Source organism: Georgenia satyanarayanai (assembly GCF_009193135.1).
GTDB lineage: Bacteria > Actinomycetota > Actinomycetes > Actinomycetales > Actinomycetaceae > Oceanitalea > Oceanitalea satyanarayanai.
The window spans coordinates 521,004-538,997 of sequence record NZ_VUKC01000001.1 but is presented as its reverse complement, the minus strand read 5'-3'; the positions used below and the strand labels follow the sequence as shown (position 1 = coordinate 538,997).

Here is a 17,994-nt window from a genome sequence, read left to right as displayed (position 1 = left end):
TATGCCGAAACGGCCACTCACGCGAAACGGTCGTTACGGTAGGGCCATGTCCGCCCGCCCGTCCGCCCGCGACCGCCTCCTCGACGCCGCGGAGTCCGTGCTGTTCAGCGACGGCATCCGCGCCACCCCCGTGGACGAGCTCCTCCGCCAGGCCGACGTCTCCCCCGCCACGATGTACGCCCACTTCGGCAGCAAGGACGCGCTCGTCGCCCAGGCGCTGCGACGCCGCCTCGGGAGCTGGCGGGAGGTGTGGGACGCGCACGTCCTCGCGGCGAGCGACGACGTGTCACGCCTGCTCGCCCTCTTCGACGCCCTCGCCGCCTACCGGGAGGGCCGCACGACTCGCTGGTGCGCCTTCCTCGCGACGGCCGCCGAGCACACCGCACAGGAGGATGAGGTCGCCGACGCCGTCGCCTCCGACACCGCCCTGCTCACCGAGCGGCTCCTCCACCTGGCGCGTCCACTGGCCGGCGCCCGGGCGCAGGAGCTGGCCGACGAGATCCTCCTCGTCTACAACGGGACGCTCGCGAGCTTCCTTCGCGGCGCCCCGACGTCCGCCGTCGCCATCGGCCGCCGCCTGGCCGAGTCGGCGATCCAGACCCACCTCAGCGGTGCGGGCGGCAGGCCTTGACAGGCAAGTTACCACTTGCCTATAAAGAGCAGATGGACGACGACGCCGTCCTGTTCCGGGCGATCAGCGACGCCACCCGGCGGACGATCCTCGACGAGCTGACCGAGCGCGACGGGCAGACGCTCTTCGAGATCTGTGGCCGGCTGGCCATGAAGCACGGCTCGACCTCCTCCCGGCAGGCCATCTCCCAGCACCTCGCGGTGCTGGAGGAGGCAGGACTGCTCCGCACCCGGCGGGAGGGCCGCTACAAGTTCCACCACATCGACACCCGGCCGCTGCGCTCGATCGCCGCGCGCTGGCCCACCCGAGAGGAACCGACCCCATGATCCGCGTGACCGTGACCAGCGTGCTGGTCGACGACCAGGCCAGGGCCCTGGACTTCTACACCGACAAGCTCGGCTTCACGAAGAAGACCGACGTCCCCGCGGGCGAGGCCCGCTGGCTCACGGTCGTCTCCCCCGCCGACCCCGACGGCGTCGAGGTGCTGCTCGAGCCGGACGGCCACCCGGCGGCGAAGGTCTTCAAGGAGGCGCTCGTCGCCGACGGGATCCCGTGGACGCAGTTCGCGGTCGACGACGTCCACGCCGAGGTGGAGCGCCTCAAGGCCCTCGGGGTGGAGTTCACCCAGGAGGCGACCGACTACGGGCCCGTCGTCGTCGCCGTCCTCGACGACACGTGCGGCAACCTCATCCAGCTCGCCACGATGAAGCCGGCCGAGGGCTAGCGCGTCCGCTCCGCCGTCGGCGTCCTCTCCGGGGAGAGCCACACGTCGCCCGGCAGGTCCCCGGGCAACAGCGGGTTGCCGCGGCCGAGGAAGCCACCGTGCTCGCTGCCGAGCTCGTAGTCCCGGAGCGCGCCCAGAGCCCACTGACCGAGCCTGAGGATCGCCACGAGGTTGACGATCGCCATGAGCCCCATGGCGATGTCCGCGACCGTCCACACGAGCGCGAGCTCGGCGAGCGCCCCGACGAGGACGGCGAGGGTGACGAGGGTGCGCAGGGCGAGCGGCGCCCAGCGGCGGCGGGTGAGGAAGTCGACGTTGACCTCGGCGTAGGAGAAGTTGCCGAGGATCGAGGAGAACGCGAACACGAAGACGAGGACGGTCATCGGCAGCGTCACCCAGTCACCGAGCGACGCCGCGGCGGCTGTCTGGGTGAGGGCGGCACCCGCCTCCTCGGCGGTCTCGCCCGGCGTGTAGACCGAGGGGCCGGCCAGCAGGATGACGAAGGCCGTCGCCGAGCACACGACGACCGTGTCGACGAAGACGCCGAGCGACTGGATGAGCCCCTGCTGCGCCGGGTGCCGGACGGTGGCGGTGGCCGCGGCGTTGGGCGCGGAGCCCATGCCGGCCTCGTTGGAGAACAGGCCGCGCCGCGCGCCGTTGAGGACGGCCGCGAGCAGTCCGCCACCGGTGCCGGCGAGCGCCTCGTCCAGCCCGAAGGCGCCCCGCACGATCATCCCGACCGCGTCCGGCAGCGCACCGAGGTTGAGGACGATGACGGCGAGCGCGATGAGGACGTAGACGACGGCCAGGAGCGGCGCGAGGAGCTCGGCCACCCGGGCGACCGCCCGGATCCCGCCGAACACGACCGGCGCGGTGAGCAGCACGAGGAGCACGGCGGAGACCCACGGGGGCACCCCGTGACCGGAGTCCAGCGTGGCCGCGATCGTGTTGGCCTGGACCATCTCGAAGGCGAAACCGAAGACGAAGATGAGCAGGACGGCGAAGACGGCGCCCCAGCCGCGCGATCCGAGCCCCTGCCGGATGTAGAAGGCCGGCCCGCCGCGGAAGGTGCCGTCACGCCAGCGCACCTTGTACATCTGGGCGAGCGTGGCCTCGATGAAGGCGGTGGACATGCCGACGAAGGCGACGACCCACATCCAGAAGATCGCGCCCGGGCCGCCGAGGGCCAGCGCGATCGCCACACCGGCGATGTTCCCGGTGCCCACGCGCGAGCTGAGCCCGATGGCGAAGGCCTGGAAGGAGCTGATCCCGCCGTGGCTCTCGCCGCGTGACCGTGCGATGACGGAGACCATCCGGGTGAAGAGCCGGACCTGCACACCGCGCGTACGGACCGTGAAGTACACGCCCGCCCCGACGAGCAGCCCGATGAGCACGTAGGTGTACAGGCCGTTGCTGACGTCCCCCAGGACACTGTTGAGCGAGTCCACGTTCCACTCCCGACGGCGGTGGCCACCCCGGGCGGGCGACGCGACGCGGGCACGTTACTCCCCGACGCCGACGACGGCGCGCCGGGAACCGCCGTCACCGGTCGGTGTGGAGCTCGGCCGGCCGCTCGAGGACGACCGCTCGGACGACCTCCCTCAGCTCCTCCGGCAGCTCGTCCAGCGGCAGCGAGTCGCCGCGCTCGCTGGTCCACCCGCCGTCCTGCGCGCGCACCGGCTCGGCGGCGAAGACGCGCGCGAACACGGCCGGCGGCCCGGCGATCGAGAAGGTGGGGCCCGAGGCGGGGCCGACGGTGAACCCGGCCCGCCCGAGCACCGCGGCCACCTCCCGCACCGTCCCGGCGGCGGGCAGCCACTCGCGGCTCGTCGCCGCGCGGAACGAGGTGGGCTCCTCCCCCGAGGGCGCCCGCAGCACGACGAGCGCGACAGCGGTGTCACCGCTCTCCCCGAGCGCGGCGAGGGCCGCGGCGGCGTCCACGAGGCCCGGGCCGGTCGCGAGGTCCGGCCCGGGCCCGGCCGGCTCGCCGAACTCGGGGTGGTTGGAGCCGGCGGTGACGTCGCGCGCGGTCGCGGCGAGAACCTCCCGCACCCGGTCCGGCGCGGTCCCGGGCGCCGCCTGCGCGAGGAGTGCGCACACCCCCGCGAGCTGCGGCGCGGCCGCGGAGGTGCCGCTGAAGGCGGCCCAGCCGTCGTCGGGCGCCGTCTCGTCCCCGTCGGGGTGGGTGCCGCCGGCGAGGTCGCGGTCGAGGGCGGAGCCCGGCGGGACCGGGAGCATGAGGTACGTCGCCCCGGGCAGCAGACCGACGAGACCGCTGGCGTCCGGCACCCGCCGGCCCGGGTACACGCGGGAGACGAAGCCGCTGGAGTAGTCCGAGGCGCGCAGGCCGCCGTCCGGACCCTGGTAGACCCCGCCGGCGGAGATGACGTCGGGGTGCTGCCCGGGGAAGCCCCACGACCCGTTGCCCGCCGAGAAGACGACGACGACGCCGTCGGCCACCGCGGCCGCGACCGCCGCGGCCAGCGCCTGGTTCGCTGCGCTGAGCGGCGGGTCCGGCTGGTCCGACCCCCAGCTGTTCGTGACGACGTGCGGGTCGAGCGCCACCGCCGCCGTGAAGGCGGCCGTGACGTTGACGAGCGCGCCCGAGGCCGTCGCGGCCTTGACGGGCAGCAGGGTGACGCCCGGCGCGGCGGCGAAGACGTTCGCGGCCTCACCGGTGCCGTGCCCGTTCTCGTCGACCTCCGGGTCGGCCGTGCCGGGCCCCAGGACGGTGGGTTCCACCCGGTAGCCGCGGGAGACGAAGAAGGGGTGGGACTGGAAGCCGGTGTCGACCATCGCCACCCGCACGCCGTCGCCGGTGACGCCGTCGCGGTGCGGCCCGTCGGCCCGTAGCGCCGTGGCGAGCTGGTCGGGCAGCGTGAGGTGCCAGTAGTCCGCGGGCGGCGGGTCGGGCGACGGCTCGGGGGCGGGCCCGGCGGACGCCGGGTAGTACGGCTCCTCGATCGCGACGGCGGCGACCACGTCGGCCAGGGGCGAGCCGGTGGTCTCGAGGAGCCCGGGGACCGCGCTGCCCTCGAAGTCGATGAAGGTGCCGGTGTCCCGCACGGACCCGGGCTTGATGACCTGCCGCTCCTCCGTGTACAGCCGCCGCCCGAAGACCCGCTCGAAGAGCTCGGGCGGACCGGCGACGTTAACGAGGAGCCGCGAGGTGTGGAGCACCTCGAACCCCGCCCCAGTCAGCGCCGCGGCGGTGCGGGCGACGTCGTCGTCGGTGGCGTAGAACCGCTCCACGGTCCGGGCCGTCACCACCTGCCCGGGCGCGAAGAGCGAGGCCGGCGCCCCGCCCGGCTGGCAGAGCGCGTAGACGCGCTCCGGGAAGTCGCGACCGGTCGTCGTCGTCATGGTGCCCCCTCGGCTCGGTGCCTGCCACGAGCGTAGGAGTGACCACCGACACGGGCGCGGGCGGGGGCCCGCGGCCTACGGCTCGGGGCCGAGGAACGCCTCGGCCGCCGCGACGGCCGCGTCGACCGCGGCGCTCGGGAGCAGCACGTGCCCCGCGCCGGCGACGGTCCGGAGCTCGGAACCCGGGCGCGACACGAGCCGCCGCAGGACGTCGAGCTGCTCGTCGAGGTCGGGCACGAACCGGTCCCGCTCCCCCATGAGGACGAGGGTGGGCGCCGCGATCTTCGCCAGCTCCGGCGCGAAGTCGCGGCCGATCTCCCACCGGGTGCGCTTGACCACCTGCGTCGGGTCGCTGCGCCGGACGTTCCGGAAGAAGGCGTGGCGGCGTCCGTCGCCCACCGGCCCGCACACCCAGGCCATGAGGAGCGGCGCCAGGGCCTGGTACACCCGCCGCGGGGACACCGCGACGAGGAGGTTGTTGGCCCGCAGGCGCGTGTCGGCGACCCGGGTGAAGGTCCCGACGAGGACGACGCGCCGCGCGGGCAGGCCGTGGTCCCCGATCGCCTGTGCCGCGGCGATCGAGCCGAGCGACGCGGCGAGGACGTCGACCTCGCCCGGGACGTGCGCGCGGACGAGCTCGGCGACCTCCCGGGAGAAGTCCTCCAGCGAGGCGTTGCGCTCGGTCGTGTAGTCCACGACGAGGACCGGGCGGGACTGGGCGAGCCGCTCGACGAGGGGCGCCACGGTCCCCACCGACCCGTCCATGCCCGGGACGACGACGAGGGGCACCCCGCTCGTCGGTGACCCGTGGCGCACCAGCCGCGCGGCCCCCTCGCCGCGGCGCACGGCGGCGGCCGCCCCGGCGACCGACTCCTCGCACACGAACCGGAAGTGCGCGGTCCAGAACCGGCGCAGCCCCCGGTACAGCGGGCCCGACGCCTGCTCCCACGAGCCGAAGCGGCTGCGGCCACCGCCGAGGTCCGCGAAGGAGTACGTGTGCCGGGCGTGGAAGCCGGGCAGCGCCGTCACCTCCCAGGTGACCTCACGCTCCGGCTCGACGACGACGAGACGCGCGATCGCCGGCAGCCGGTACAGGTAGCGGCGGCGGATCGGGCGGAAGGCCCACACGAGCGTGGCACCCGCCGCGAGCCGGCCCCCGGGCACGACGCGCGCCCCCGAGATGCAGCCGTTCCAGCCCGACCACCCGGCGACGTCGGCGAACAGCCGCCAGACCTGGTCCACCGGGACGTCGAGGTCGACATGGCCCTCGACGGGCGCGTCATCGCGCCGTCGCCTTCCGCTTTCACCGCGCACGTCACTATGATATGCGTCACACCCGCGAGCGGTGGCCGGAGTCGCCCACCGCGCGGGGAAGAGGGAGGCCGTCCGATGGCGTACGCGACGCTCCGCGTGGCGCGGACCGGCCGCGTGCTGCTGGTCCGGATCGACAACCCTCCCCGCAACCTCCTCACCATGGAGGTGGTCGACGACCTCGCCCGGCTGGTCCGCGCGGTCGACGCGGACGCCTCGGTGCGCGCGGTCGTGCTCACCGGTGAGCCGCACGAGGAGTTCGCCGCCCACTTCGACGTCGGCGTCATCGAGGCGATGGCGGGCCGGGTGCCGGTGCACGTCCCCCCGGCGGCGGCCCCGGCCGTCCTCGCGCTGATCGACGGCCTCGGTCGTGTGCCCGGCGCGGGTGCCCTCCTCGACCGCACGCCCGCCGCCGGGGCCCGGGCCCTGCTCCGCATGCACCGGCTCTTCCTGCGGATGGGCCGCTCGGACACGGTGTTCGTCGCCGCCGTCAACGGGCTCGCCCTCGGCGGGGGCTGTGAGCTCGCCCTGGCCTGCGACCTCCGGTACATGGCCACCACCGACACGTGCCGCATCGGCCTGCCCGAGGGGCTGCTCGGCATCATCCCCGGCGGGGGCGGCACGCAGCGCCTGACCCGCCTCGTGGGCCCGGGCCGTGCCCTGCAGATGATGCTCGAGGGCACCGCGCTGGACGCGGCCCAGGCCCTGGACCTGGGGCTGGTCCACGCGCAGGCGCCGGCCGACGAGCTGCTCGGCACCGCCCTGGCCGCGGCCCGCACAGCCTCCCGGCGGTCGCCGTGGACGGTGCGGATGCTCAAGCGCAGCGTCTACCACGGCGGGTCGCGGTCCCTGGGGTCGGGTCTCGCCGAGGAGCGGGTGGGGCTCGTCGTCACCAGCACCTCCGCCCAGGGCCGCCAGGGGATGCAGCGGCTCCTCGCGATGTTCCCCTCCGGTGCCGCGGTGCCGCCCGGTGCCGTGCTGCACGCGCTGGCCACCGCCGACGTCGACCTCGGCGGTCCCGTCGTCGCGGGGGCGGGCCGCGCGGGAGGAGGTGGGGCGGCGTGACGGCGGAGCAGCTCGACGCCATCGTCATCGGCTCCGGGTTCGGTGGCGCCGTCAGCGCCTGCCGGCTCGCGCAGGCCGGACGCAGCGTGGCGGTCCTCGAGCGGGGCAAGCGGTACCCGCCCGGGTCCTTCGCCCGCAGCCCCCGCGAGCTCGCCACGAACTTCTGGGACCCGAGCAAGGGCCTGCACGGGCTCTTCGACATCTGGTCCTTCCGCGGCCTGGAGGCGGTCGTGGCCAGCGGGCTGGGCGGCGGCTCACTCATCTACGCCAACGTGCTGCTCCGCAAGCCCCCCACCTGGTTCGCGCAGGACCCCACCGGGGCGGGCCGGACCGAGCACTGGCCGGTCAGCTACGACGACCTCGCACCGCACTACGCGACGGCCGAGGACATGCTCGGGGCCACCCCCTACCCCGTCGACCGCGCCCCCTACGACCGCACCGCCAAGACGCTCGCGATGCAGTCCGCCGCCCGGCGGGCGGGCCTGGCGTGGTCCCTCCCCAACCTCGCGGTCTCCTTCGGCGAGCCCGAGCCGGTGCCGGGCATCCCGGTCGGCGCCCCGGAGGACAACCTCCACCACGCCCAGCGCTACGCCTGCCGCCTGTGCGGCGAGTGCGACACCGGGTGCAACTTCGGCAGCAAGAACACCACCGACTACACCTACCTCTCCGCGGCCCAGCGTGCCGGGGCACGGATCGAGGACCGGTGCGAGGTCCGCCGCATCGCCTGGCGCGACGACCACTACGAGGTGGACTTCGTCCGGCACCGTCCCGAGCGCGAGGGGACCCCGTGGGACACCTCGACCCTGCCCGTCGAGACGTGGCACAGCAAGGTCGTCGTGGTGTCGGCCGGGTCGCTGGGCAGCACCTACCTCCTGCTCAGGTCCCGCACCGGTCTGCCCCGCCTGAGCCCTCGCCTGGGGAGCCGCTTCTGCGGCAACGGGGACCTGCTCGGCTTCGTCACCGGCAGCCGGACCCGCCTGCTGGACCCCTCCCGGGGGCCGGTCATCACCAGCACCGTCCGCGTGGGGGACGCCCTCGACGGCGACGGCGGTCGCGGGCACTTCGTCCAGGACGGCGGCTACCCGGAGTTCGTCGGCTGGATGCTGGAGACCGCCCACGCCTGGGGGCCGGTGCGCCGCGGGGCGTGGTTCGCGCTGGACCGCGTGCTGGCCGCGGTGACGGCCTCACCCCGCAGCCACCTGTCGGCGCGCACGGCCGCCCTGCTGGGCAGCACCCGCGCGTCGGCGGGCACCCTGCCGCTGCTCGGCATGGGCCGGGACGTGCCCGACGGGCGGATGCGCCTGCGCGACGGCTGGCTCGACGTCGACTGGACGACGGCGACGTCCGCGCGGTACTTCGCCGGCCTCGTCGCGACGATGACCGCGATCGCGTCCGCGCTGGACTCCCGCCTCAAGCTCAACCCGACGTGGCGGCTCGGGCGCGTGGTCACCGTGCACCCGCTGGGTGGCTGCCCGATGGGACGCGACGCCCGGGAGGGCGTCGTCGACGACCACGGCGAGGCGTTCGGCCACCCCGGGCTCTTCGTCGCGGACGGGTCGGTGATGCCGGGCCCGGTCGGGGCCAACCCGGCGCTCACCATCGCCGCGCTGGCCGAACGGTTCAGCGCCCGGATGATCGAACGGAGCGGCTGATGGACCGGCCCACCGACCCCCCGCGCCGTTCCCTCGTCCTCGCCGGGGGCGGCACCAAGGTGGCGTTCCAGGCCGGTGTCCTGCAGGTGTGGCTCGACGAGGCCGGCCTGGAGTTCGACCACGCCGACGGCGCCAGCGGCGGGGTCTTCAACCTCGCCATGTGGGCGCAGGGCATGACGGGACGCCAGATCGCGGACAACTGGCGGCGGTACTCCCCGCTGGGTGCCGTCGAGCCGAACCTGCGCGGGCTGCTCCGTGGGCCCTTCGCGCCCTCGGTCCTCAGGCTCGAACGCTTCCGGCGCAACGTCCTGGGCGCCTGGGGGCTGGACTGGACCGCCATCCGGGCGACCCCGCGGGAGGCCACGTTCAACCTCTACGACTTCTCCGCGCACGAGCTCGTCATCGCCGAGGCCGCCGAGATGGACGAGGACCGTCTGCTGTCCGCCGTGTCCCTGCCCATGTGGTTCCCGCCCGTCCCGATCGACGGCCACACCTACATCGACGCCGTCTTCGCCACCGACGCGAACCTCGAGGAGGCGGCGCGCCGCGGCGCGGACGAGCTGTGGGTGATCTGGACCGTGAGCCGCCGCGGCACCTGGCGGCCCGGTCTCGTCCCGCAGTACTTCCAGGTGATCGAGGCCGCGGCGAACAGCCGGCTGCGCTCGGAGCTCGACCGCATCGAGCGCAGCAACGCCGCCTGGGCGGCGACGGGCGGGGGCGAGTTCGGTCGTCACATCGAGGTCAAGCTGCTCCAGGCGGAGGTCCCCGTCCACTACCTCTTCACCTTCCGCCGCGACCGGATGCGCATGGCCGTCGAGCTCGGGGTCGCCGCGGGCCGTCGCTGGTGCGCCGAGCAGGGCATCCCCACCCACCCGGCGGGTGACCCGCTGCCGCGCCCCTCCGGCGCGGGCATCCGTTTCACCGAGGTGATGGCCGGCTTCGCGGCCTGGGGTGCCCGGGACCCCCTCGAGGGTGCGGTGACCGGCGCCCAGGAGCAGGAGCGGCTCCGGTTCAGGCTCACCATCGTCGTCCGCGACCTCGACCGTTTCGTCGCCTCTCCCGAGCACGAGGCGCTCGCCCGCGGCTGGGTGGAGTACTCCCCGCTGGGAGGCCGCTTCCCCGTCGAGAGCGGCACGTTCAACCTCTTCGTCGACCAGTCCGACCCGGCGCGCAAGCGGATGCTCTACCGGCTGCACTTCACCGACTCCGGTGGGTTCCCGCTGACGCTCCTCGGCCACAAGGTGGTGGAGGACGACCCCGGGCCCGACTTCTGGGCCGACACGACGACGCTCTACACCCGGCTGCTGCGCGGGCACGTCGACTGGGACGACGCCGAGGAGGCCGAGACCGTGGCCGCCGGGATCCTGCGCATCACTCCCCCGGCGCTCGCGCGCCAGCTGACGACCTTCCGTGCCCGCGGGGACACGGCCGTCCAGCGCTGGGCTGCCCTCGCCCGCTTCGGGCGACTCTTCCTCGGTCAGGTCTGGGACGTGTACGTCAGCCCGGCGGACGCCCCCAGAGGGTTGTGAACGACGACGCGAGAGAGGTTCCGTCATGCCAGCGCCTGTCCCGCTCTCCTCCCGCACCTCCGCCGCCGCCGCGGGGTGGGGCTGCGGTGAGCGCGCCGACATCGGCGCCCTGTACCGGGAGGGGTACGTGCCGCGCCGCTTCTCGTGGTTCTCCCCGCGGCCCCTGTGGCTGTCCCGCAACGACAGGCTCTCCGGTGTGCTCACCGGCGTCGTCGCGGCAGAACGCCACCGCTGGACGCAGGCCCAGCGACGACGCGGCATCGAGGACCTCACGGTGGGGACCTTCGCCGGCCGGGAGGAGGTCTCCTTCCTCGTCCTGGGCGACACGGGCGAGGGTGACAACTCCCAGTACCACGTCGTCCGGCCGCTCCTCGCTTCCGCCGAGGGCACCTCCTTCACCTGCATCGTCAGCGACGTCATCTACCCGGCCGGTGACGTCAGCGACTACGAGGACAAGTTCCTCCACCCCTATCGCCCCCTGCCCGGCCCGATCTACGCGGTCCCCGGCAACCACGACTGGTACGACGGTCTGCACGGGTTCATGACACTGCTCTGCGGCGCCGACCCCGACCTGCGGCCGCCGGCGCGCCGGGAGCCGATCCTGTGGAAGCGGCTGCTGCACCGCTGCCTCTGGCGCCAGGCGTCCGAGACCGCCCAGGACGAGCTGGAGCGCCTGCGCTCCCTGCGACCACACGTCTCGAACCAGCCGGGCCCCTACTTCGCCATCGAGCTCCACGACCTGCTGCTCGTGGGGATCGACACGGGTATCGACGGCACCCTGGACGCCGAGCAGGCTGCCTGGCTGCGGACGGTCTCCGCGCTCGACACGGACAAGATCCTCCTCACCGGCAAGCCGCTCATCGCCAACGCCCGGCGCAAGGAGGTGTCGATGGACGGGCCCGACAGGACCGTCAACGCGCTCGTCGAGAACGCGGCGAACCGGTACATCGCCGTCATCGGCGGCGACATCCACAACTACCAGCGCTACGAGGTGTCCCACGACGGCCGGACCGTCCAGTACGTCGTCAGCGGGGCCGGCGGTGCCTACACCAAGGCCACGCACACCATCCCCCTCGTCACCCCGGAGAACAGCGGCTGCACGGAGTCGCACTTCAGGTGCTACCCGCGGCGCGGTGACTCCCTGGCCACCTACTCCGTCCTCTTCGACCGGAGGTTCGGCCGCGGGAAGGGGTTGTTCGTCGTCCCTCGCGAGGAGGCCCCGGCCCTCATGTCCGAGCATCTCGGCGGGACGGTGCAGCCGACCGTGGAGGAGGACCGGGCCGCCAGGGTCAGCCTTCGGGCACGCATCGCCGCCCGGTTCGTCCTGCCGCAGCCGCGCGGGCTCTTCCACCGCCTCTTCTCCGAGTACCTCGACTGGGACCTGCCCGACCCTCCGCTGTTCAAGAGCTTTCTCCGGGTCGACGTGCGGCCCGGTGAGATCGAGATCCGCTGCTTCGGGGTCACCGGCTGCGCCGAGCACGAGTCCAACCCCACCCTCGAGGACCACATCGTCGGGACACGGGCGGGCGAGGGGCAGTGGTGGTGGCAGGACCTCACGGTGGAGACGCCGGTCGCAGAGTGAGCCGGACCCCTCTGCGAGACTGGGCCGGTGACCACCCACGAGCTCAACTCCCTGCTGGACCGCCTCGAGGACGAGGCGGGCCCGGGCGCGGACCTGGACCCCGACGCGCTCTACGAGGGCTTCACCACCTGGGCCGAGGGCACCGGCCGCGTGCTCTACCCCCACCAGGAGGAGGCGCTGCTCGAGATCACCACCGGGTCCCACGTCATCGTCGCCACGCCCACCGGCTCGGGCAAGACGATGATCGCGCTCGCCGCGCACACCGTGGCCCTGGCCCGGGGCGAGCGCACGTACTACACGGCGCCGCTCAAGGCCCTCGTCTCGGAGAAGTTCTTCGACCTCGTCGCGCTCTTCGGCTCGCACAACGTCGGCATGGTCACCGGGGACTCCGCGATCAACCCCGACGCACCGATCATCTGCTGCACCGCCGAGATCCTCGCCAACCAGGCGCTGCGCGAGGGCGCCGCGCTCGACGTCGGCGTCGTCGTCATGGACGAGTTCCACTTCTACGCCGACCCCCAGCGCGGCTGGGCCTGGCAGGTGCCCCTCCTCGAGCTGACGAGCGCCCAGTTCGTCCTCATGTCCGGCACCCTCGGCGACGTCTCCTTCTTCGAGCGGGACCTCACGCGCCGCACGGGCCGGGAGGTCGCCGTCGTCTCTGGCGCCGAGCGCCCCGTCCCGCTCACCTTCGACTACTCCCTCGAGCCGATCCAGGACCTCCTCCAGCGTCTGGTCGAGCAGGGCCGCTCCCCCGTCTACGTCGTCCACTTCGCCCAGAAGGACGCCGTCGAACGGGCCCAGTCGCTCACGTCCGTCACCGTCGCCTCCCGCGAGCGCCGCGACCAGATCGCGACGGCGATCGGCGACTTCCGCTTCGCCAAGGGCTTCGGCCAGACCCTGTCCCGCCTCCTGCGCCTGGGCATCGGCGTCCACCACGCCGGCATGCTGCCGCGCTACCGGCGCCTCGTCGAGCGCCTCACCCAGTCGGGCCTGCTCGCCGTCGTCTGCGGGACCGACACCCTCGGGGTGGGGATCAACGTGCCGATCCGCACCGTCGTCCTCACCTCGCTGACGAAGTTCGACGGCGAGCGCTCCCGTCACCTCACGGCGCGGGAGTTCCACCAGATCGCCGGCCGCGCCGGCCGCGCGGGCTACGACACCACCGGGGAGGTCGTCGTCCAGGCCCCCGAGCACGTCATCGAGAACGCCAAGGCGCTGGCCAAGGCCGGCGACGACGAGAAGAAGCGCCGCAAGATCGTCCGGAAGAAGGCCCCGGCCGGCGTCGTCAACTGGACCGACAAGACCTTCGAGCGTCTCCGCGACGCCGAGCCCGAGGCGCTGACCAGCCAGTTCGCGGTGACCCACACGATGGTCCTGTCCGTGCTCGCCCGCCCGGGGGACCCGGTACTGGCGATGTACCGGCTGCTCACCGACAACCACGAGCCGCCCACCACCTGGAACCCTCACCTGCGCCGCGCCGCGGAGATCTACCGATCGCTGCGCACCGCCGGCGTGGTCGAGCACCGCGACGCCGCCTGGCGCCGTGCCCACCCGGGTGAGCCCTACGTCCACCTCACCGTCGACCTGCCGCGCGAGTTCGCGCTCAACGCGCCGCTGTCGCCCTTCGCGCTCGCCGCCATCGACCTGCTCGACGAGGAGTCCCCCGACTTCCCGCTCGACGTCGTCTCCGTCATCGAGGCCACCCTGGAGGACCCGCGCCCGCTCCTGTACGGCCAGCAGCGCCACGCGCGCGGCGAGGCGATCGGGGCGATGAAGGCCGAGGGCATGGAGTACGAGGAGCGGATGGAGGCGCTGGAGGAGGTCACCTGGCCGCGCCCGCTCGCCGAGATGCTCGAGCCCGCGCTGGCCACCTACCGGCAGACCAACCCGTGGGTCGGGGACCAGGAGCTCAAGGCGAAGTCCGTGGTCCGCGAGATGGTCGAGAACGCGATGACCTTCTCCGAGCTCGTCTCCCGCTACGACGTCGGGCGCAGCGAGGGCGTGGTCCTGCGCTACCTCACCGACGCCTACCGGGCACTGCGCCAGGTGGTGCCCGAGCGCGCCCGCACCGAGGAGGTCGAGGAGATCATCGGCTGGCTCGGCGACCACATCCGCTCGGTCGACTCCAGCCTCCTCGACGAGTGGGAGTCCCTCATGGGCTCCGGCGAGCCGGTCGCGCCGGCCGACTCCGCCGACGGCGTCGAGCGCCGCTTCGGCGAGGGCGAGGACGGCCAGCCCGTCGCCTTCACCCGCAACCGCCACGGGTTCCGGGTCACCGTCCGCAAGGCGCTGTTCACGCGCGTGGAGCTGCTCGCGCGCGAGCACTACGAACCGCTCGGGGCCATGCACGGCGCCGACGGCTGGGACGCCGAGCGCTGGGCACAGGCGATGGACCCGTACTGGCAGGACTACGACTGGCTCGGCACCGACGTCGCCGCCCGCGCCGCCTCCCTCGTCACCATCGACGAGCGACCCTTGCGCGAGGACCTCCTGCGGGCGGGCCTGCCCGAGGACGACGACGCCGCCCTCGCCCTGGCAGGGGACGGTCGCCTGTGGCTGGTCCGCCAGACCCTGGACGACCCGGAGGGCGAGCACGACTGGGGCGTCTGGGCCGTCGTCGACCTCGACGCGAGCGACGCGGCGCAGGGCGCCGTCGTCCGGGTGCTCGGCGTGGGCCCGCGGTGAGCCGCCGGGCGGCGCCGGCCGGCACGCCCGCCCTGCTCGCCCTGCAGCAGGCCGGCGTGGCCCACACCGTGCGCGAGTACGTCCACGACCCCCGCAGCGAGCTCTCCTTCGGGCTGGAGGCGGCCCACGCGCTGGGCGTGGACCCCGCGCGCGTGCTCAAGACGCTCGTCGCGGAGGTCGACGGCGCGCTCGTCGTCGGGGTCGTCCCGGTCACCGGGGAGCTGGACCTCAAGGCCCTCGCCGCCGCCGTCGGCGCCAAGCGCGCCACGATGGCGGCACCGGCCGCCGCTGAACGGGCCACCGGCTACGTCGTCGGGGGCATCTCCCCGCTCGGGCAGCGCCGCCGGCTCACCACCGTCGTCGACGAGACCGCCCTGGAGCACGCGACGGTGCTCGTCAGCGCCGGCCGCCGCGGGGCCGACGTCGAGCTCGCGCCGGCGGACCTCCTCGCCCTCACCGGCGCCCGCACCGCGCGGATCGGCCGCCCGTGACCCGGGTCCCACGCTCGGTGCCCGAGCCGGACGTGCCCCCGCACCTCGAGCCGGGTGACGTCACCGCGCTGGACGACGCGACCACCGCCGGGGTCGACCTCACCGGCGCCGTCGTGCCCGGCCTGCGCGAGGCGCAGGTCGAGGGCAGTGACCTCTCCCGCGTGCGGGCGGGCGGCGGGCAGTGGGAGCGCGTGACGCTCGCGGACTGCCGGCTCGACGGCGCGGACCTGGCCAACCTCGTGTGGCGCGACGGCTCGCTGCTGCGCTGCTCGCTGCGCGAGGCCCGGATGACCGGCGCCCTGCTCGCCGGGGTGCGGCTGCGCTCGGTCCTGCTCGAGGGGGTCCAGGGCACGCTGACGAGCTGGCACGGTGCCCAGCTGCGCGGCGTCGTCCTGCGTGGCTGCGACCTGCGCGAGGCCACCTTCACCGACACCGTCATGGACGGCGTCCTCCTCGAGGACTGCGTGCTCAGCGGCGCCCAGCTGTCCGGCCTGCGCTGCCGCGACGTCCAGCTGCGCGGCTGCCGGCTCGAGGGCGTCGGGGGCGTCGGGGGGCTGCGCGGCGCCCGCGTCGCCGAGGAGGACGCGATCGCCCTCCTGCCGGCGCTGGCCCGTGAGCTCGGCCTCACGCTCGGTGGCTGACCCCGCGCAGGTGCGCCTCGAGGAGGTCGGCCGCCGCGCGGGTGCCGCCGAGCGCGCGGAGCTCGGCACCGAGGCGGGCCGCCGTCGCGCGGTACCGCGGCTCGGTGACCACGGCGTCGTAGGCCGCCGCGACGGCGGCGGGCCGCGGCCGCCCGGTCCGCAGGTTGACGCCCGCGCCGTGCCACCCGACCCGGGCGGCGATCTCCGGCTTGTCGAGGTCCCCGCCGGCGACGACGAGCGGGACGCCGTGGCGCAGTGCCTGCAGGACCCCGCCGAACCCGCCGTTCGTCACCATGACGTCGGTGAGCGGCAGCAGGTGCGGGTAGGGGACCATCGGCGCGACGCGCACGTTCGCCGGCAGCGGGCCGGGCAGCGGCGGCGTGCGGTGCCCGAGCCCGACGACGACGAGCACCTCCCGTCCCGCGAGCGCCTCGACGGCGGGGAGGATGAGGTCGCTGGGGTCGATGTTCGCCGTGCCCTGGGTGACGTGGACGACCGGCACGGTCGCCCGGGCGACGTCCTCCCACCAGTCCGGCAGCGGGCCGGCCGCCGGGGCCCCGCCGTCGTCGGTGAGGTCGCCGACGTGGCGGACGTGGCCGGGCAGGTCGCTGCGCGGGTAGTCGAGGCCGGGTGACCCGGCCGCGACGAGGAGCTGCGGGGAGTACCACATGCTCGCGAAGGTCTCGCTGTCGGGTGGCAGGCCCACGAGGCGGCGGGTGGCCCGGTAGCGCCGGGTCAGCAGCCGGGTGCCGGCGGAGGCTGCGGTGCCGAGCACGAGGTCGCGGGCGCGCCCGAGCGGTCCGGCGGCCGGCGTGAGCCCGAGGCCGGTCGGCGGGATGCCGGGGCCGGGCAGCCACACCGGCACCGGGGAGATCGACGCCCACCGCGAGCCGGTCCGCTCGGCGGCGAACCGGGTGCCCAGGGCCATCGGGTCACCGGCGAGCAGGTCCCAGGGCTCGGCCGCGTGCGCGCGCTCGAGGTCCCGCGCCTGCGCCGGCGCCGTCCCGAGGAAGAGGTCCTCGAGGTTGACGAGGACCTGCCCGAAGCCCTTGCGCCCCCGCAGCCGCGGGAAGGTCGCGGCGAGGTCGCGCTCGTCGAAGTCCGGCGCCGCGTCCCACGGGACCCCGCGCGCGCCGACCTCCTCGAAGGACGTGACGTAGGAGCGGCCGGTGTACACGCGCACGTCGTGCCCGCGGCGGACGAGCTCGCGCGCGACCGCGCGGACCGGGCGGGCGTGCCCGGCGAAGGGCATCGCGGTCAGCATGATCGAGGCCATGCCCCGATTCTCCTCGGCGACCCGCTAGGTCTCGCGTGCTGCCGCCACCGCCTCGGCCGGTGGCCGGTACTCGGCGCGCTCCCTGATCCCGCGGAGCATCCGCTCGGTCATGACGAAGCTCGCGACCTGCACGGCCTCCACCAGCGCCCCGGCCCACGGCTCGAGGTAGGTGTACCGCTCCCGGACGACGAGCCGCGTCGACCCGCGCGGGCCGGGCCGCAGGACGAAGGCCCAGGTGAAGGCGACGGGCATCGGCAGGCCGTGCCTGGCCGCCCCCTCCGGGGAGCCGTGGAGGACGAGGGCGTGGGCGGGGTCGACGACCGCAGCGACGAGCGGCACGTCCGGCGCGAGGTGGACCTCGTCGCCCGGGGCGAGGTGCTGCCACTCGGGCACGATCTCCGCGGCGTTGTCGATGTCCAGGCCGAGGAGCGACTGCAGCCGGTCGTAGCTGTAGAACCCGCCGCGCCCCTGCCCGAGCTGGACGAGCCACGGCCACACGTCCTCGGGCGGGGCCTGGATGCTCACGGCCCGCGTGGCGACGAGATCGGCACGGCCGATGATCGGGTCGCCGGGCAGCGGCGCCGCGGCCTCCTCCGGGGTCGCGCCCCACACGTGCTGGTAGCGGCGCGCCGCGACCAGGGCGCCGAGCAGCAGCCCTCCTGCCGTCGCCCACGGGACGACCCGGTTCGCGGACCTCATCCTCATCACCTCCCTCCCAGGCTCCCCGCCGGCACCGGCCGGCACCACGGCCCAAGGTCCCGCCTGCGGGGACGTCCGGCGCTCCGGCCCGCGACGTCCGGGCCACAGTTCACCCGTGCGAGTGTGGGGGCTTGTGATCGAGTGCGTGTGGGCGCTACGGTGGCGCGACGTCGAGAACGACGCCGGGCCCGAAGCCGCCCCGCCGTCGCCCCCGGCGGCCCGGGCGGGCACACGTCGGCCGGCTCGGGAGCAGCCACAAGCCAGCCGCCGTGTTACCGAATCGCAACGCGGCCCGGGACCAAGGATGTGACATCCAGCGCTCCGAAGGTTCAGAATGTTAGCGTG

The 17,994-nt window shown here is 74.5% G+C and carries 15 protein-coding genes; 10 read left to right on the top strand and 5 right to left on the bottom strand.

Annotation, left to right across the window (positions count from 1 at the left end):
- Window positions 1–46 precede the first annotated feature (46 nt).
- Genes GD632_RS02435 through GD632_RS02425 form a run of 3 tightly spaced genes read left to right on the top strand, consistent with a single transcriptional unit; the run spans window position 47 to window position 1,355 of the window.
- A complete protein-coding gene (locus GD632_RS02435; RefSeq protein WP_152188280.1) occupies window positions 47–631 on the top strand; it encodes a TetR/AcrR family transcriptional regulator in 585 nt (194 codons plus the stop codon).
- A 32-nt stretch (window positions 632–663) separates the two neighbouring features.
- Window positions 664–957, top strand: coding sequence for an ArsR/SmtB family transcription factor (locus GD632_RS02430; protein WP_152188278.1), 294 nt, complete (start codon window positions 664–666; stop codon window positions 955–957).
- Window positions 954–1,355, top strand: coding sequence for a VOC family protein (locus tag GD632_RS02425; RefSeq protein ID WP_152188275.1), 402 nt, complete (start codon window positions 954–956; stop codon window positions 1,353–1,355). The genes GD632_RS02430 and GD632_RS02425 overlap by 4 nt, the downstream gene beginning before the upstream one ends.
- Here GD632_RS02425 and GD632_RS02420 read toward each other — a convergent pair.
- The 3 genes from GD632_RS02420 to GD632_RS02410 form a co-directional block, all read right to left on the bottom strand.
- On the bottom strand, window positions 1,352–2,803 hold the full coding sequence (locus GD632_RS02420) for an alanine/glycine:cation symporter family protein (RefSeq protein WP_152188273.1): 1,452 nt from the start codon (window positions 2,801–2,803) through the stop codon (window positions 1,352–1,354). The two genes, GD632_RS02425 and GD632_RS02420, sit on opposite strands and share 4 nt — an antisense overlap.
- Before the next feature lie 94 nt (window positions 2,804–2,897).
- Window positions 2,898–4,718, bottom strand: a complete 1,821-nt coding sequence (locus GD632_RS02415) for a S8 family serine peptidase (protein WP_152188271.1) — start codon at window positions 4,716–4,718, stop codon at window positions 2,898–2,900.
- A 75-nt stretch (window positions 4,719–4,793) separates the two neighbouring features.
- Window positions 4,794–6,032, bottom strand: coding sequence for an SRPBCC family protein (locus GD632_RS02410; protein WP_193311304.1), 1,239 nt, complete (start codon window positions 6,030–6,032; stop codon window positions 4,794–4,796).
- A 75-nt stretch (window positions 6,033–6,107) separates the two neighbouring features.
- Between GD632_RS02410 and GD632_RS02405 the strand changes: the two genes are divergently transcribed.
- From GD632_RS02405 to GD632_RS02375, 7 genes are read left to right on the top strand one after another with little or no spacing between them, the layout of a single operon-like run.
- Complete coding sequence (locus GD632_RS02405) at window positions 6,108–7,094, top strand: enoyl-CoA hydratase/isomerase family protein (RefSeq protein WP_193311303.1); 987 nt, start codon at window positions 6,108–6,110, stop codon at window positions 7,092–7,094.
- Complete coding sequence (locus tag GD632_RS02400) at window positions 7,091–8,746, top strand: GMC oxidoreductase (protein WP_152188264.1); 1,656 nt, start codon at window positions 7,091–7,093, stop codon at window positions 8,744–8,746. The genes GD632_RS02405 and GD632_RS02400 overlap by 4 nt, the downstream gene beginning before the upstream one ends.
- Window positions 8,746–10,275 (top strand): patatin-like phospholipase family protein, encoded by a 1,530-nt coding sequence (locus tag GD632_RS02395; RefSeq protein ID WP_152188262.1) that lies wholly within the window; start codon window positions 8,746–8,748, stop codon window positions 10,273–10,275. Before GD632_RS02400 ends, GD632_RS02395 begins: the two co-directional genes overlap by 1 nt.
- Before the next feature lie 25 nt (window positions 10,276–10,300).
- Window positions 10,301–11,857, top strand: coding sequence for a metallophosphoesterase family protein (locus tag GD632_RS02390; protein ID WP_152188260.1), 1,557 nt, complete (start codon window positions 10,301–10,303; stop codon window positions 11,855–11,857).
- Between the two features lie 27 nt (window positions 11,858–11,884).
- Window positions 11,885–14,542: a DEAD/DEAH box helicase gene (locus GD632_RS02385; protein WP_152188258.1), complete on the top strand. Its 2,658-nt coding sequence runs from the start codon at window positions 11,885–11,887 to the stop codon at window positions 14,540–14,542.
- A complete protein-coding gene (ybaK, locus tag GD632_RS02380) occupies window positions 14,539–15,033 on the top strand; it encodes a Cys-tRNA(Pro) deacylase (protein ID WP_152188256.1) in 495 nt (164 codons plus the stop codon). Before GD632_RS02385 ends, ybaK begins: the two co-directional genes overlap by 4 nt.
- Window positions 15,030–15,674 (top strand): pentapeptide repeat-containing protein, encoded by a 645-nt coding sequence (locus GD632_RS02375; protein WP_152188254.1) that lies wholly within the window; start codon window positions 15,030–15,032, stop codon window positions 15,672–15,674. Before ybaK ends, GD632_RS02375 begins: the two co-directional genes overlap by 4 nt.
- Here GD632_RS02375 and GD632_RS02370 read toward each other — a convergent pair.
- Window positions 15,658–16,950 carry a glycosyltransferase gene (locus tag GD632_RS02370; protein ID WP_152188251.1) on the bottom strand — a complete coding sequence of 431 codons (1,293 nt, stop codon included), beginning with the start codon at window positions 16,948–16,950 and terminating at the stop codon, window positions 15,658–15,660. The two genes, GD632_RS02375 and GD632_RS02370, sit on opposite strands and share 17 nt — an antisense overlap.
- Before the next feature lie 24 nt (window positions 16,951–16,974).
- Window positions 16,975–17,649, bottom strand: a complete 675-nt coding sequence (locus GD632_RS02365) for an SRPBCC family protein (RefSeq protein WP_152188249.1) — start codon at window positions 17,647–17,649, stop codon at window positions 16,975–16,977.
- Between the last annotated feature and the right edge of the window lie 345 nt (window positions 17,650–17,994).